At 74.5% G+C, this 15,136-nt stretch carries 10 protein-coding genes; 4 read left to right on the top strand and 6 right to left on the bottom strand.

Annotated features, from left to right (window positions below; genetic code table 11):
• Positions 1-485: 485 nt before the first annotated feature.
• Complete coding sequence (locus QSJ60_RS08910; protein WP_285463360.1) at positions 486-2,258, bottom strand: ATP-dependent helicase; 1,773 nt, start codon at positions 2,256-2,258, stop codon at positions 486-488.
• Complete coding sequence (gene nudC / locus QSJ60_RS08905; protein ID WP_285463359.1) at positions 2,243-3,199, bottom strand: NAD(+) diphosphatase; 957 nt, start codon at positions 3,197-3,199, stop codon at positions 2,243-2,245. Before nudC ends, QSJ60_RS08910 begins: the two co-directional genes overlap by 16 nt.
• Positions 3,200-3,286: 87 nt before the next feature.
• Between nudC and QSJ60_RS08900 the strand changes: the two genes are divergently transcribed.
• Complete coding sequence (locus QSJ60_RS08900; RefSeq protein ID WP_285463358.1) at positions 3,287-4,624, top strand: phosphotransferase; 1,338 nt, start codon at positions 3,287-3,289, stop codon at positions 4,622-4,624.
• Here QSJ60_RS08900 and QSJ60_RS08895 read toward each other — a convergent pair.
• Together QSJ60_RS08895 and QSJ60_RS08890 are read right to left on the bottom strand one after the other, a co-directional pair.
• Positions 4,513-7,959, bottom strand: coding sequence for an ATP-dependent DNA helicase (locus QSJ60_RS08895; RefSeq protein WP_285463357.1), 3,447 nt, complete (start codon positions 7,957-7,959; stop codon positions 4,513-4,515). The genes QSJ60_RS08900 and QSJ60_RS08895 overlap by 112 nt on opposite strands.
• The gene (locus QSJ60_RS08890; protein WP_285463356.1) at positions 7,956-11,081 is read right to left on the bottom strand and encodes a UrvD/REP family ATP-dependent DNA helicase; all 3,126 of its coding nucleotides are present in this window, start codon (positions 11,079-11,081) and stop codon (positions 7,956-7,958) included. The genes QSJ60_RS08895 and QSJ60_RS08890 overlap by 4 nt, the downstream gene beginning before the upstream one ends.
• 92 nt (positions 11,082-11,173) lie before the next feature.
• Here QSJ60_RS08890 and QSJ60_RS08885 point away from each other — a divergent pair, with 92 nt between their 5' ends.
• Together QSJ60_RS08885 and QSJ60_RS08880 are read left to right on the top strand one after the other, a co-directional pair.
• Positions 11,174-11,398 carry a DUF3107 domain-containing protein gene (locus tag QSJ60_RS08885; RefSeq protein ID WP_189084589.1) on the top strand — a complete coding sequence of 75 codons (225 nt, stop codon included), beginning with the start codon at positions 11,174-11,176 and terminating at the stop codon, positions 11,396-11,398.
• Between the two features lies 1 nt (position 11,399).
• Entirely contained in the window at positions 11,400-11,708 is a 309-nt protein-coding gene (locus QSJ60_RS08880; protein ID WP_189084588.1) for a hypothetical protein, read from the top strand.
• A 60-nt stretch (positions 11,709-11,768) separates the two neighbouring features.
• Here the strand turns inward: QSJ60_RS08880 and QSJ60_RS08875 are convergent, their stop codons facing one another.
• Entirely contained in the window at positions 11,769-12,485 is a 717-nt protein-coding gene (locus QSJ60_RS08875) for a ferritin-like fold-containing protein (RefSeq protein ID WP_285463354.1), read from the bottom strand.
• Between the two features lie 157 nt (positions 12,486-12,642).
• Between QSJ60_RS08875 and QSJ60_RS08870 the strand changes: the two genes are divergently transcribed.
• The gene (locus tag QSJ60_RS08870) at positions 12,643-14,139 is read left to right on the top strand and encodes a DEAD/DEAH box helicase (RefSeq protein WP_230766183.1); all 1,497 of its coding nucleotides are present in this window, start codon (positions 12,643-12,645) and stop codon (positions 14,137-14,139) included.
• Positions 14,140-14,219: 80 nt separating this feature from the next.
• Here the strand turns inward: QSJ60_RS08870 and QSJ60_RS08865 are convergent, their stop codons facing one another.
• A complete protein-coding gene (locus tag QSJ60_RS08865) occupies positions 14,220-15,089 on the bottom strand; it encodes a PHP domain-containing protein (protein WP_230766185.1) in 870 nt (289 codons plus the stop codon).
• Positions 15,090-15,136: the final 47 nt, after the last annotated feature.

Below are 15,136 nucleotides of genomic sequence, written 5' to 3'. Positions count from 1 at the left end.
CGAGGAATCGGCGTCGGGCTCGGCCGGCATGGCGGGCACCGACGATCCCCCGATCGTCGCGATCGACGATGCCGAGCCGCGGCTCGCGCGCGCCGTGGCCACCGCGCTCGGTGCGCTCGGCATCCGGCCCGTGCTGGCGTCGCACGGGCCCGAGCGGCCGGCCGCCGTCGTGCTCACCGCCGCGTGGGTCGTCCCGCCGGCCGCGCACGTGCGCTGGCTCCGACGCGACGTGCCGCACCTGCCGGTCGTGCACGAGGGCGAGGCGATCACGATCGGTCCGCTCGTCCTCCCCGGAGGGGGCGCCTGCGTGCGCTGCGGGGAGCTGCACCGCCGGGACCTCGACCCCGCGTGGCCCGCGATCGCGGCGCAGCTCGCGACGCATCCGGCCCCGCCCCTGCCCGCCGCCGTGCTCGGCGTCGCCGCTGCGCACGCCGCGGCCGCGCTCGATCGGCTCCTCGACCGCGCGGCGGTCGCCGGCTGGAGGCTCAGCGTCCCCGTCTCGGGGGCTGCGCCCCGGAGCTCGCTGCAGCCGCCGCACCCGGAGTGCGGATGTCGAGCTCACGGAGGAACCGCGACGGCTCCCGCTCGCCGCGCCCCGCCTGACCGCGTCGCGCCCAGCTCAGAGCGAGTCGCCGACGCGCTCGGGTGAGCCCGACGTACAACAAGCGGCGCTCCTCGTCGATCGCCTCGAGCCCCTTCGCGTACGCGATCGGCAGCAGCCCCTCGCTGAGTCCGACGAGATGCACCTCGTCCCACTCGAGGCCCTTCGCGGAGTGCAGGGTCGCGAGCGTCACGGCCTGCACCGCCGGTTCGTGGTGGGACTCGGCCCGCGCCCGCAGTTCGTCGGCGAACTGGCGCAGCGTCGTGCCGGGCGGCTGCTCGTCGACGAGGCCGGCGAGGGCGTTCAGCGCCTCCCAGCGCGCCCGCACGGCGCCCGGCCCCTCCGGCGCCTGCGCCGACCAGCCGAGCGAGCGCAGCACGTCGCTCACCGACTTGAACAGCGGCTCGTCGCTCGGCACGAGCGCCTGCGCCCGCAGCGCGTGCACAGCTTTCAGCACGTCGGGCTGATCGAAGAAGCGCTGGGCGCCGCGCACCCGGTAGGGCACGCCGACCTCGTCGAGCGCGTGCTCGTACATCGCGGACTGGGAGTTCACCCGCAGCAGCACGGCGATCTCCGCGGGCGGGGTGCCGGCGTCGACGGAGGCCCGCACCCGGTTCGCGACCTCGCGCGCCTCGGCGAGGTCGTCGGCGAACTCTGCGAACTGCGGTTCGACCGCGGACGCGTTCGCCGCGGCGCCGTTCGTCGCGGCCTCGAGTCGGAGCGCACCGGATCGCCCGCGCATGAGGCGGTTCGCGGCCCCCACGATCGGCTCGGTCGAGCGGTAGTTCCGTTCGAGCCGCACGACCGTGGCGTCGTCGTAGCGCCGCTCGAAGCCCAGCAGGAACTCCGAGCTCGCCCCGGCGAAGGAGTAGATGGTCTGGCTCGCGTCGCCGACGACGCAGAGCTCCTTGCGGTCCCCGAGCCAGAGCTCGAGCAGCCGCTGCTGAGCCGGCGAGACATCCTGGTACTCGTCCACCACGAAGTGCCGGTAGCTCTCGCGCACGTGCATCGCGACGGAGGGCTCCGACTCGATCATGCCGGCGGTGGCGAGCAGCACGTCCTCGAAGTCCATCGAGCGCCGTTCGTCCTTCACCCGCTCGTACTCCTGCATGAGCGCGAGCTGCTGCTCGGCGCTCAGCGCACCGACCGGGCGGCCCCGGCTCGCCAGGCGAGCCTCGTAGGCGGCGATCCCGAGGCCGGAGACCTTGCGCCACTCGATCTCGGCCGCGATGTCGCGGAGGGTCGCCGTGTCGACCCGGATCTTCAGCCGCTCGGCGGCGTGCCCGAGCAGCCGGCCCTTGTACTCGAGCACCCGCGGCGCGGGGCCGCCGCCCGCGACGAGCGGCCAGAAGTGGTTCAGCTGCGCGAGCGCCGCCGCGTGGAAGGTGCGCACCTGCACGCGGCCGGCGCCGAGTGCGTGCAGCCGGCCGCGGATCTCGGCGGCCGCGCGCGAGGTGAACGTCAACGCCATCACCCGGGCGGGGTCGTAGGCCCCCGAGGCGACGCCGTACGCGATGCGGTGCGTGATCGCCCGGGTCTTGCCCGTGCCGGCGCCGGCGAGCACGCACACGGGGCCGATCAGTGCCTCAGCGACGACCCGCTGCTCCTCGTCGAGCGCGTCGAGCAGCTCGTCCTCTGCGCTCACGAGCTCGGCCACGGCACATCCGTGGGGAGCGGGCCGCCGTACCAGTGCTCCAGCAGCCACCCGGCGATGGAGGTGCCGGTCGGGAGGAAGAGCTCTTCGCCCGCCGCGGCGATGTCGTCGCGCGAGAACCAGCGGAGCTCGAGGATCTCCTCGCCGTCCGGCCGCGCGACCGCGGGGTCGGCGCCGGCGGCGAGCCGGGCGCGGAAGCCGAGCATGAGGCTGGCGGGCAGCGGCCACGGCTGGGAACCGGCGTACTCGACCCGGTCGACGGGGATGCCCGCCTCCTCCGCGATCTCGCGGACGACGGCGTGCTCGAGCGGCTCCCCGGGCTCGACGAAGCCGGCGAGCAGCGAGAAGCGCCGCTGCTCCCACAGGGCGTTCGAGCCGAGCAGCACCCGCTCGTCGTCGTCCGTGACGAGCACGATCACCGCGGGGTCGGTGCGCGGGAAGAGCTGCCGCTCCTCGGCGATGCAGCGCCGCACCCAGCCTGCGTCGCTCACCTCGGTGGGGCTCCCGCAGCGCGGGCAGAACGGGTGCGCGTCATGCCACGAGGCGAGCGCGATCGCCTCGACCGCGAGCGCCTGGCCGCGATCGTCGAGGAGCGCGGCCGCGCGTCGCAGCGGCGCCCAGCGGGCTTCCTCGGTCTCGATCGCCGCAGCCGCCGCGTCATCGTAGACGCGCAGCTCGACGGGCGCCGCCCGCCCGCCCCCGAGCTCGAGGCGTCCGAGGTAGCAGCGCAGCGCCTCGGTCGGCAGCCCGAGCGGCGCGACGAGTCCGAGCTCGGGAGCCGAGCCCTCGTGCTGCTCGGCGAGGAGGAGCCGACCGTCGTGGACGGGGAGCACCAGCGCCGAGGCATCCGCATCGAACCGCGCCGCGCGCTCCGGATCGGACCTCGCCGCGGCATCGCGATCGATCGCCGCGCGGGCCAGGGGCGGAAGGCTCGATTCGGGCATGACCACCTTTCGCATGGCGCTCGCGGACTCGTCGGAGAGGTGTGGCGGTCGCCCGGTCACAGGCGTCGGCTGCTTAAGCTGTCTGCCATGGCCAGACCCCCACTCACTCTAGCCGCGTTGGCGACGGCGGCGGTCCCCGGCCTCGAGGTCCGCGCGGTCCGGGTGCATACCCGGAACTCCGGCGGCTCGTACGACGCCGTCCGGCTCCGCTCGAGCGACGACCGCGAGCTGCTCATCCGCGTCCCGCGGGACCAGACCGCCGAGACCGAGCAGTCCGCCGATCTGCTCGCCCTGCACGCGCTCAGCGACGGGGTGCGCGCGATGCTGCCGTTCGAGCTCGCGGAGTACGTCGGTCAGGCGCCCGTCGACGGCACCCGCGGCGTCGTGACCACGTTCGTGCCCGGGCTTGGCCGAACGGCCGATGAGCTCACCGGCTCCGACCCGATCGCCGAATCGGTGGGGCTCGCCATCGCGGCCGTGCACAACCTCCCGACCGGGTTCATCGGCGAGGCCGGCCTTCCGCGCCGCACGCCGGGCGAGGTGCGCGACGAGGTCGTCGCGCTCGTGGGGCGCGCGACCGACACCGGGCATCTGCCCGCAGCGCTGCTCCGCCGTTGGGAGGAGGCGACCGACGACGAGTCGCTCTGGCGCTTCCAGCCGACCGTGGTGAACGGACAGCTCAGCGCGGATTCCTTCCTGGTGCTCGAGGACACCGTCACCGGCATCGTCGGCTGGTCGGAGCTCGGGCAGGGCGACCCGGCCGTCGACCTGCACTGGCTGCTCACCGCGCGCGGCGGTTCGGCTGAGCGTGCGCTCGAGACCTATCTGCTCGCCCGGGAGGGCGGCGCGGACCCGCACATCCCGCAGCGCGCGCTGCTGTACGGCGAGCTGGAGCTCGCGCGCTGGCTCCTGCACGGCGTCGAGCAGCGCGACGACGCCACCATCGCGGATGCCGTCGGCATGCTCGATGCGCTCGTCGAGAGCGTGCACGACCGTTCGAGCGAGCCGCTCTCCCCCGAGACCGGCCCGATCCTCACCGTCGGCGACGTGGAGCGCATGCTCGACCGCACGCCGCAGCTCGACGCGCAGCGCGAGCCCGCAGGTGCGATGCTGACCGACAGCTACGACTTCACGGCGCTGCGGCGTCGCGAGGCCGACGCGGAGCCGGACGCCTCGATGACGGCGCCCATCCCGCTCGACCTCAGCGACTGGGGGGACGCCGCGCCCGAATCGAAGGCGGACCCGGACGCGGACCCGGCGCACGCGAGCGAGTCGACCGACGACAGCGGCGCGAGCCGCGACGCCGACCCGGCTCAGCGCGGCAGCACGGCCGCCGACGCCGCGGACGGCGCCGAGTCGTCGTTCACGGACTCCGCCGAGCGCAGCGCCGACGACCAGGCGCGCCGCAACTCCGCTTCGTCGTAGAGCCGCTCGGGGCGGATCTGCCGGTCGTCCTCGACGTAGTAGAAGACGGCGTCGATCTGCTCCGGCGGCACCCCGGCCCACTTCGCATAGGCGAGCCGGTAGAGCGCGAGCTGCGTCTGCCGGAGTTCGAGCTCGCGCTCCCCCTGCGGCGCGCGACCCGTCTTCCAGTCGACGACCTGGTAGCGGAGCCCCTGCCGGCCGAGCTCGCTCGCCGGATCAAGCTCGTAGACCGCGTCCAGCTTGCAGACGAACACGTGCTCGTCGAGCGGCAGGTGCAGTTCCAGCTCGACCGCGCTCGGGCGACGCTGACCCCACTCGGATGCCTCGAACGTGGCCTGCAGCTTGGCGAAGCGCGCCGCCGAGCCGTCGACGAGGGCCGAGCCTGCGTGGCCGGGTGCCGCGCCCGCAGTGGATGTCGTCTCGCTCCCGGCCTCGGCTTCCGGCCACGCGAAGAGCTCGTCGTCAGCGGCGCTCTCGGTCCAGTCGAGGGCGTTCGCCTCGAGCTCGCCGGTCGAGCGATGCTCCACCCAGCGGTGGAAGAGCGTGCCGAGGCGGGTCGCGCGATACGGTCGCTGCGGCATCGGGCGGCGCAGTTGCTCGGCGACGGCGGCGGCGTCGTCGACGTAGTCCTTGAAGCGCGACGCCGGCACGCGCGCGGGGATCTCGGGGGCCGCCTGACCGGCCATCCGCCGCCGCCGTTCCTCGAGCAGGAGCCGGAGCTGGTCGCCGAGACGCTGACCGATGCCCGCGCCGCTCGGCCCCTCGGCGGCGGCCCGCACCGCGTCGGCCGCGCGCACCACACCGAGCCGGCGCCGACCGAGCGGATCGAGCGGCCAGCTCACCCGCTCCTCGCCGATCGCGCGCGGGTTCTCGTCTGAGTCGGGGCGGTCGGGCAGCGCGGAAGCGGGCACGAGCCCGTGCGCGACGAGCTCGCGCAGGAAGACGCTCGGCTGCCGCGGCTGCTTCTGCGAGGCCCACCAGGAGCCGGTGAGCAGCAGCTCGTCGCGCGTGCGCGTGAGGCCGACGTACGCGAGCCGGCGCTCCTCCTCGGCATGGCGTTCCCGGTTCTCCTCGGCGAAGCCGGCGACGGCCTCGTCGAACTCGAGCTGGCTCTGCACGCCGCGCCACATGAGCTCGGGCAGCTCGTCGCGGTCGCCGCGGAACTCGTTCGGCAACTCGCCGAACGCGAGCCAGCCCTTCGCCGAGCGCGGTTTGCCCGGCAGTTCGTCGGTCACGAGCCGCGGGATCGCGACGACGTCCCACTCGAGCCCCTTGGACCCATGGATGGAGAGCACCTGCACGGCACCCGGCTCCGGCTCGTCCTGGCGCGGCGCGAGCCGGTCGCGCTGCTCGGCCTCGGTGAGCCAGCCGAGGAACGCCCCGAGGTTCGGATGCTCGGCGACGTCGACGAAGCCGGCGAGCAGCTCGTCGAAGGCTTCGAGGCTCGGCGCCCCGAGCGGCTGCTCGGCGTTCGCGGCCACTTCGATGTCGAGGAGCAGTTCGTGCTGCACGAGGCTGACGAAGTCGACGAGGCCGAGCCCCGCGCGCCGGCGCAGGGACTGGAGCTGTGCGCCGGCCCGACGCATGCGGGCGAGCCCCTCGGCCGTGAAGGCGGCGAGCGCGCGGTGGTCGTCGGGCGCAGAGAGCAGGAAGTCGAGCGCATCGACGATCGACGGCGATTCCTCGGCTGCGATCGAGGCCCGCAGGCCCGCGCGCACGCCGTCCTCGAGCCGCCGCATCGCCTGGTCGCGGTCGACGAGCCAGCGCGCGAGGCCCGCGAGCGCGGACAGGTCGGCGGGGCCGATCGCCCAGCGGGCGCCTCCGAGCACGCGGACGAGCTCCGCCCCCGCGGTCGGGTCGTGCAGCACGCGCAGGGTGCTGACGAGATCGGCGATGACGGGCTGATCGAGGAGCCCGGCCACGCCGAGGACGTGCACGGGGACCCCGTGCCGTCGCAGCGCGGCGGTGAAGATGTCGACGTTCGCGAAGGTGCGGCAGAGCAGGGCGCCCGTGCGCGCGGCGGCCGCCGACGCGCTGCCGCGCGGGCGGGCGGCGTCCCCGTTCGACGGGCCGCCGGGCTCGGCGTGCCCGAGGCGCTCGGCGAACCACCGGGCGATGTGCTCCGCCTCCTCGTCGATGGTCTCGGCCCAGGCGCAGTCGAGCACGCCGTCGCCGGCGAACGGCGAAGCGGCGAGCGGGGCCTTGTCGATGCCGCCGTCGAGCGGTTCGATGATCGCGTTCGCCGCGTCGAGCACGATCCGCGGATTGCGCCAGCTCGTCGAGAGGTCGTAGACGACGGCGTCGCTCGCCGCGCTCGCATCGTCGCGGTCGCCGGCCCGCGCCTCGGCTCGCTCGGCCGCGAAGTCGCCGCCGAAGCGGGCGAGGTTGGCCGCGCTCGCGCCTCGCCAGCCGTAGATCGACTGGTCGGGGTCGCCGACCGCCATCACCGAGTGCCCGCGGAACAGCGCGGCGAGCAGCCGGGTCTGCACGACGCTCGTGTCCTGGTACTCGTCGAGCAGCACGGTGCGGAACCGCTCGCGGTGGGCGACCGCCACCTCGGGGTGCGCCGTGCAGATCTCGAGGGCGAGCGAGACCTGGTCGGAGAACTCGACGTAGCCGCGGGCGCGCTTCGCCTCCGCGTACGCCTCGGCGAGCTCGAGCAGCGGCGGCAGCGCGTCCACCGCGCCCAGCGCGGAGACGAAGGAGTCGTAGGGGGTGCGCTTGCGCGGCGCGCCGATCGGCAGATCGGCCAGGCCGAGGAACTCGCGCGCCATCGCCCGCACGTCGCGGGCGTCGGCGACGTTCTCTCCGAGCGCCCGGCTCAGCCCGAGCACCGCACCGGTCACCTTGTCGAGCGAGGCGTCGAGCTCGACGAGGCGAGGGTCGGCGGCCGCCGCGACGATCGAGCGGGCCAGCTGCCAGGCGGAGGCCTCGCCCAGCACGGCGGCGTCCGGCTCACGACCGATGAGCAGGGCGTGCTCGCGGTAGATGGCGCTCGCGAAGGCGTTGTACGTCGACACCGTCGCCGCCTCGAGCGGATCGAGCTCGAGCTCGGCGATGCCCTCAGCCACGAGCTGCCCGATGCGGGCGCGGATGCGTTCGGCGAGTTCCCCCGCGGCCTTGCGGGTGAAGGTGAGCCCGAGGACCTCCGGCACCTGCACATGGCCGTTCGCGAGGAGCCACACGACCCGGTTCGCCATGGTCTCGGTCTTGCCGCTGCCGGCGCCGGCGACGACGAGCGAGCGGCCCCGCGGGTCGGCCTCGATGACCGCCCGCTGCTCCTCGGTCGGCGGGTGCAGGCCCAGCCGGCTCGCGATCTCCGCCGCGGCGATCATGCGGACACCGCCGGAACGAGGTGCACCCGGTAATGCCAGGCGCCGAAGCGCGAGCGCGGCCCGATCTCGACGGGCGACTCGAAGCTCGCGCCGCTCATGATCGCGGCGACCGCGTCGAGGCGCTCGCGGAACGCCTGCTCGTCGGCGTCGTCGAAGGGCTGCTGCGCGCGCTCGGTGTAGGCGGCGCCGCGGAGCGGCCGGGCGAGGTAGACGAGCTTCGCCCCGCCCAGCCTGCCGAGGTTCGGCACTTGCTCGTGCCGGGCCGCGAGCTGGTAGGCGGCGAGCTGCGGGTGCGCCGCGGTCTCGGCGGCGGTCGGCGGGGTGCGCCCGGTCTTCAGGTCGACGATGACGGTCGTGCCGTCGGGCGAGGCCTCGACGCGGTCGATCGTGCCACTGAGGCGCACCCGGCCGAGCTCGAGCGTGAAGCGGCCCTCGGCGCCGAGCAGCACCTTCGCGTCGTCGGCGAACTGGCCGAGATAGTCGGCCGCGCCCTCCACCATGCGCTTCGCGCCGCGACGTTCACGTTCGGCCACCCAACCGGCCTCGAAACGCAGCGCCTCGAGCCGGGCCTCGACCCCGGACCAGAGCGTCTCCAGCTCGGTCTCGCCGCTCGCGCCCGCCTCCTCGACGACGGCGTGCACGATCGTGCCGATCGAGGCGGCGAGTCCCGAGGGCGGCGAGGCGACCCGGTCGATGAACCAGCCGAGCGGGGACTCCTCGGCACGGTCGATCTGCGACGGCGACACCGGCACCCGGGCCTCGGGGTCGGCCTCGAGGTCGACGATCGGCGCCGTGCTCGACGGGGCGCGCAGCCCGTACCATTCCTCGGGGTGCGCCCCGGGCACGCCGGCCTCGGCGAGCAGGGCGAGTGCCGGTGCGGCCTCACCGCCCGGATCGGCGACCGCCTCGCGGCGGAGCGCGCCGACGAGCCCTCGGAGGTGCAGCGGGCGACGGCGCGGCGTCAGCCGCTCCTCCGCGTAGCCGAGCAGCATCGAGGGCTGCTCGTCGTCGTTGGCCGTGCAGCTGAGCACGAGCTGCCGGGTGGCCCGGCTCGCGGCGAGCGCGAAGAGGCGCAGCTCGTCACTGCGGACCGCCGCCCGGGCGTCGGCGGTCGAGTCGGGGGCGGGGAGCGGCGCCCCGGCGCGGGAGGCCGCCGCCACGGCGGGCAGCAGGGCCGCGTGCAGCAGGGTGCCGCGCGGCCGGAGGTTCGGCCACACCCCCTCTTGGAGGCCGGCGATCACGACGACCTCGAAGTCACGGCCGATGAGCGCCGGCGCTGTGCCGACGAACACCGACTCGGCGGCGCGCTGGGGCGCGAGGGAGTCCTCGGGCAGCTCGCTCGAGAACTGCTCCTCGACGAAGCGCACCGCGGGGGCGCCCGGCGTGCGTTCGACGAAGCGCTGCGCGGCGGAGAACAGTGCGACGACGGCGTCGAGCGCGCGGTTCGCCTCTTCGGCGAGCACGCCGGTGCCGGCGGCCTGCGCGCCCCACTCCTCGGCCAGGCCGCTGCGGTCCCAGAGCGACCAGAGGATCTCCTCGATCGTCGAGCCGGTGCCGACGCGGGTGCGCGCCGCCGCGAGCAGCCTCGCCAGTCGGGCGGCCCGACGACCCGCAGCGGCGTCGACCGTCTCGAACCCGCCCGGGGCGGAGAGCGCGTCGACGAGCAGCTCGTCGCCGGTGCGGTCGCCGCCCGCGGCGAGCTCCTCGTGCCGGAGCGCCAGGCGCAGCCGACGGAGCCCGACCGGGTCGAGCCGGCCGAGGGGCCCGGTGAGCAGCTCGACCGCGAGCTCGGGGGTCAACGGCTCGCGCTCGAGCACGAGCGAGGCGGCGCGCAGCAGTGCCGCGGCGGCCGGAGCGTCGCGCAGCGCGGTGCGGACGAGCGCCCCGGCGGTCGGCACATCGGCGAGGGCGAGTCCGCGTTCGAACGAGGGCGCGTCGGCGCCGGAGCGCAGCACCACCGCCATCTGCGACCACGGCACCCCGTCGAGCAGGTGGCGTTCGCGCAGCAGAGCCGCGATCTGCTGGCACTCCCCCGCGTGCGAGGCCGCTTCGATGCCGAGCACCGGAGAGAGCGGATCGTGGGTGGTCGGCGCGTCGCCCGGCAGGCTCGCGGCCCGGTGCCCGCCGCCGAGCGCCGCGCCGATGTGCCCGGTGACCGAGGCGACGAGCCGGCGCAGCTCCGGCCGGCCGCGGTGCACCATCGGCAGCTCGAGCCGATCGGCGGGGGTACCGAGCAGCGTGGAGAGCGTGCCGAGCAGCTCGGGACGGCCGCCGCGGAAGCCGTTGCTGGCGACGTCGGGGTCGCCGAGCGCGACGACGTGCACACCGCGCGCTGCGAAGGCAGCGAGGAGCGCAGCGGTCGCCGCCGTCGCCTCCTGCGCGTCGTCGACCACGATGAGCCGCAGTCGCGACAGCGTGCCGAGCGCCGCGGCCGCCCGCTCGTCGTGCACGCTGCGCTGCACGATCGCGGCGGCGAAGGCCGCGAGCTCCGCCGAGTCGAACTGGCCGCCGCGCAGCTGCTCCTTGACCTCGGTGTACTCGTCGAGGAACTGGCCGGCCGCGACCCACTCGGGCCGGCCGCTGGCACGCCCGAGGCGGGTGAGCGCCGCCCCGTCGACGTGCTCCTCGACCGCACGCATCAGGAGGTCGCGGAGCTCGGTGCGGAAGCCGCGGAGCGCGCGCACCCGCGTCTCGAACGGCCACTCCGGGCCGCCGCCGTCGGCCTCGGCGGCCTCGAGCAGCTCGGCGATGATCTGGTCCTGCTCGGCCCCGGTGAGCAGCGTCACCGGCTCGCCGGTGTAGGCGCGCACGAGCTGGAAGGCGAGGGAGTTGGCGGTGCGGGCGAGCGGGCCGCGCGTGGTCGCTCCGAGGCGGACCGCGATGCGGTCGCGCATGCGGCTCGCCGTGGTGCGCGTCGCGGCGAGCGCGAGCACCTCGTCGGCGCCGTAGCCGCGCTCGATGCGGCGGGCCACGAGCTCGATCGCGAGGCTCGTCTTTCCCGAGCCGGGAGCGCCGAACACCGCGGCCGACCGCTCGGTGCCGAGGTGCTCGAGCTCGAGCCCCGCGAAGGTGTCGTCGGTGAAGAGCGCGGGCTGCTCGACGAGGGCTTCGGGGCGGGGCATGCGGCCACGCTAACCCGTTCCGCCGACAGTGAACGCGAAGCACCGCCGAGGCCGGGTGACATAGGGTGAGAGCACGACGAGAAAGGCGCACAGTGGACGTTCGCATCGGCATCCAGAACTCCCCCCGTGAACTCGGTTTCGAGGCCGCGCAGACCGCGGCAGAGGTCGAGCAGGCCGTCACCGCGGCCCTCTCCGGGCAGTCGCCTTCGCTGCGCCTGAGCGACGAGAAGGGCACGGTCTACGTGATCCCCGGCGCGGCGCTCGCCTACGTCGAGATCGGCTCCGAGGAGTCGCGTCGCGTCGGCTTCGTCGCCTGACATGGAACTCCTGTTCGTCGCCCTGGGCGGCGCGATCCTCGGCCTCGCGGCCCGGTATTCGCTGCCCGGGCGGGCGACGCACGGCGTCGCGCTGATCCCCGCGATCGGCACCGCCGTCGCGGCGGTCGTGTGGGTCGGCCTCACCTGGCTCGGCTGGCCGTGGGACGGCGGGTGGATCTGGGTGGTCTCGCTCGCCGCGTCCGGTGTGGTCTCGGCGCTCGCCGCCCTCCTGATCGGGCCGAGCCGCGAGCGCCACGACGTCGAGCTGTTCGAGCGGCTCGCCCGGCCGGGCGCCGGCGCCAAGGCCTGAGCCGAGGCATTCGCTCGCTGCGCGTCGCCCGCGCCCGGACCGCCCAGCGGTCAGGCAGCGTCAGGCCGTCAGGCCGAGCGCATCCATGCGTCGGGTGTGCTCGGCGATGAGCTCGGTGAAGACCGGCTCGACGTCCTCGCCGTGGCGCGCCTCCGGCTCCGCGGCCTCGAGCGCTTTCCTGGCGACGAGCAGCGTGTCACCGACGAGGCTGCGCCCCCACAGCGCGAGGCGGTCGGCGAGCCCCGGCTCGTTCGCGATCGCCTGCGTCAACAGCTGCTCGAGCACGGGGGCGCCCTGACGATCGCCGAGGATGCCGCGCACGCGGCGCCCGAGCTCCACCGGGAGCCCGTCGGACAGGCGCAGGAAGAAGTCGTCGAGCATGCCCGAGGTGAGGTGGATGCCGAGCAGCAGCTCGTGCCAGTCGGCACTGCTCGTGAGCTGCCGGAAGTGATCGGTCGCCGCCGCGAACATCGCCAGGTACTCGGCGGGTTCGGCGTCGGCGCGGCGCAGCTCCTCGATGAGCGCGTGGTGCTTCGCGAGGGCCTCACCGGACGCGACCGACAGCCCCTCCTTCGACACGAGGTCGGGCGAGGTGGCCACGGCCTTCGCCAGGGACTCGAAGAATGCGAGCTGCAGCGACGCCGCCTGCCCGAGGAACGGCAGAGGGTCGGGCACCAGCTCCGTGAAGTCGACCCGGGCGAGCTCGGTCGCGGCGACCCTCGGACGCAGCCGGGGCGCCTCAGCGCGCGGCCTGCGCCGCTTCAACCAGAAGACCACGTGCGACAGCTTATCGGCAGCCTGCACGGCCTCACGGCGAGCCTCCGTTAGTCTTAACGGGCTCGCGGGCATCGGACCCGCGGCCGTGCGCCTGTGGACGAATGCAGGGCGCACCCCATCATTCGCACCGCGAACGCACACGACAAGGCAGAACCTCTTGACTACTTTCACCGAGCTCGGCATCGCGTCGGACATCGTCGACGCCCTCGCCGGGAAGGGCATCGTCGATGCCTTCCCCATCCAGGAGCAGACCATCCCCCTCGCCCTCTCCGGCCAGGACATCATCGGCCAGGCGAAGACCGGCACGGGCAAGACCTTCGGCTTCGGCCTCCCGCTCATCCAGCGCCTCGGCGACGACCCCGAGCCCGGCGTCAAGGCGCTCGTCGTCGTGCCGACCCGCGAGCTCGCGGTGCAGGTGACCGAGGACCTCGAGCTCGCCACCTCCAAGCGCCCGACGAAGATCGTCTCGATCTACGGCGGCAAGGCCTACGAGGGGCAGATCGAGCAGATCAAGGCCGGCGCGCAGATCGTCGTCGGCACCCCCGGCCGTCTCCTCGACCTGGCCAGCCAGCGCCTCCTGAACCTCGGCGAGGTGCAGGAGATCGTGCTCGACGAGGCCGACAAGATGCTCGACCTCGGCTTCCTCGCCGACATCGAGAAGATCTTCTCGAAGGTTCCGGCCGTGCGGCACACCATGCTGTTCTCCGCGACCATGCCCGGCCCGATCGTCGCCCTCGCGCGCCGGTTCATGTCGAAGCCGATCCACATCCGCGCGAACGACCCCGACGAGGGCCTCACGCAGGCGAACATCAAGCACCTCGTCTACCGGGCGCACTCGCTCGACAAGGACGAGGTGATCTCGCGCATCCTGCAGGCCGAGGGCCGCGGCAAGACCGTGATCTTCACGCGCACCAAGCGCGCGGCAGCCAAGCTCGTCGAAGAGCTGAACGACCGCGGCTTCAACGCGGCGGCCGTGCACGGCGACCTGAACCAGGACCAGCGCGAGCGCGCGATGGCCGCGTTCAAGGCGGGCAAGAAGGACGTGCTGATCGCGACCGACGTCGCCGCCCGCGGCATCGACGTCGACGACGTGACCCACGTGATCAACCACACCATCCCCGACGACGACAAGACGTACCTGCACCGTGCGGGCCGCACGGGCCGTGCGGGCAAGACCGGCATCGCGGTCACCTTCGTCGACTGGGACGACCTGCACAAGTGGGCGCTCATCAACCGGGCGCTCGAGTTCGGCCAGCCGGAGCCGACCGAGACCTACTCATCCAGCCCGCACCTCTACACGGACCTCGACATCCCCGCCGGCACGAAGGGCCGCCTGAAGCCGGCCGCCCCCGCGGCGCAGGCGACCCGCTCGGCGACCGCCGGCCGCTCCGAGGGCGACGCCGAGCGTGCGCCCCGCAGCCGCAACCGCCGTCGCACCCGCGGCGGCGCACCGGTCGCCGATGGCGCGAACTCCGGCTCGGCGGAATCGCCCGCCGGCGACGGCGCCGAGCGCGAGGTCGGCGCCGGCACGCACGACGGCAAGGGCAAGGAGCACCACGACGGCAACGCGGCCCCGCGCCGACGCCGTCGTCGTCGCGGCGGCAGCTCGAGCAGCGGCTCTGCCGGCGCGAGCCAGGCGGCTCCGCAGGCCTGACGCCCGCTGCATCCGGAACGCCGGTCGCCCTCGGGCGGCCGGCGTTCCGCCGTTCCGGGCTGCCCGCCGGGCGGGCGCGCCTAGGGCAGGACCGGGGCGCTGCCTCGACCCTCCGCGATCAGGCGGGCGACGACCTCCGGTGCGGTGCGCTGCTCGCCGAGCCGGTTCGGCTTGCCATCGCCGTGGTAGTCGCTCGATCCGGTGATCGCGAGGCCGAACTGCGCCGCGAGCTCGCGCAGCCGCGGCAGCGCGGAGGGCTCGTTCTCGGGATGGTCGACCTCGAGGCCGAAGAGCCCGGCCTCGACGAGCTGCGCGAGCCGCCCGGGCGCGACCACCGCGTCGGAGCCGCGCGTGCCGGGGTGCGCGAGCACCGGGACTCCCCCGGCCTCGCGGATGAGCCGGATCCCGGTGATCGGGTCGGGCGCGTAGTGCGGTTCGGCGTAGCCCGAGCGCGGGTGCAGGATGCCGGCGAACGCCGCCGAGCGGTCGGGCGCGTGCCCCCGGGCGACGAGGGCGTCGGCGATGTGCGGCCGGCCGATGGTCGCGCCCTCCGCGGAGTGCGCGAGCACGTCGTCCCAGGTGAGCGAGTAGTCGCGGGAGATGCGGCGCACGATCTGCTCGGCGCGGCTCAGCCGCGACTCGCGGATGCGGCTGGTCTCCGCCACGAGGGCCGGGTGCTCGGGGTCGAACAGATAGCCGAGCATGTGCACGCTGTGGTAGCCCTCGCGCGTGGAGAGCTCCATGCCGGGGATGAGCGCGACCCCGCTCGCGGGAACGGCGGCCGCGGCCTCGGCCCACCCCGCGGTCGAGTCGTGGTCGGTGAGGGCGATGGCCTGCAGCCCGGCCTCGGCCGCCTCGAAGAGGAGCTGCGCGGGCGCGCCGGTGCCGTCGGACACCGTCGAGTGCACGTGCAGATCGGCTTCGAGGGCGACGGCGGGGGCTTCGGCCATCCCTCCATGCTATGCCCGCGGGACGCGGCTCCTGGCCGAGTTGGGGG

Source organism: Agromyces sp. NBRC 114283, assembly GCF_030268405.1.
In the GTDB taxonomy this organism is placed as follows: domain Bacteria; phylum Actinomycetota; class Actinomycetes; order Actinomycetales; family Microbacteriaceae; genus Agromyces; species Agromyces mediolanus.
This window is presented reverse-complemented; position numbering and strand designations above follow the sequence as displayed.

Coding starts and splice junctions, on each gene's coding strand:
- nudC (WP_285463359.1), bottom strand. CDS start 3,199: ATGCCCGAATCGAGCCTTCCGCCCCTGGCCCGCGCGGCGATCGATCGC.
- QSJ60_RS08900 (WP_285463358.1), top strand. CDS start 3,287: ATGGCCAGACCCCCACTCACTCTAGCCGCGTTGGCGACGGCGGCGGTC.
- QSJ60_RS08895 (WP_285463357.1), bottom strand. CDS start 7,959: ATGATCGCCGCGGCGGAGATCGCGAGCCGGCTGGGCCTGCACCCGCCG.
- QSJ60_RS08890 (WP_285463356.1), bottom strand. CDS start 11,081: ATGCCCCGCCCCGAAGCCCTCGTCGAGCAGCCCGCGCTCTTCACCGAC.
- QSJ60_RS08880 (WP_189084588.1), top strand. CDS start 11,400: ATGGAACTCCTGTTCGTCGCCCTGGGCGGCGCGATCCTCGGCCTCGCG.
- QSJ60_RS08865 (WP_230766185.1), bottom strand. CDS start 15,089: ATGGCCGAAGCCCCCGCCGTCGCCCTCGAAGCCGATCTGCACGTGCAC.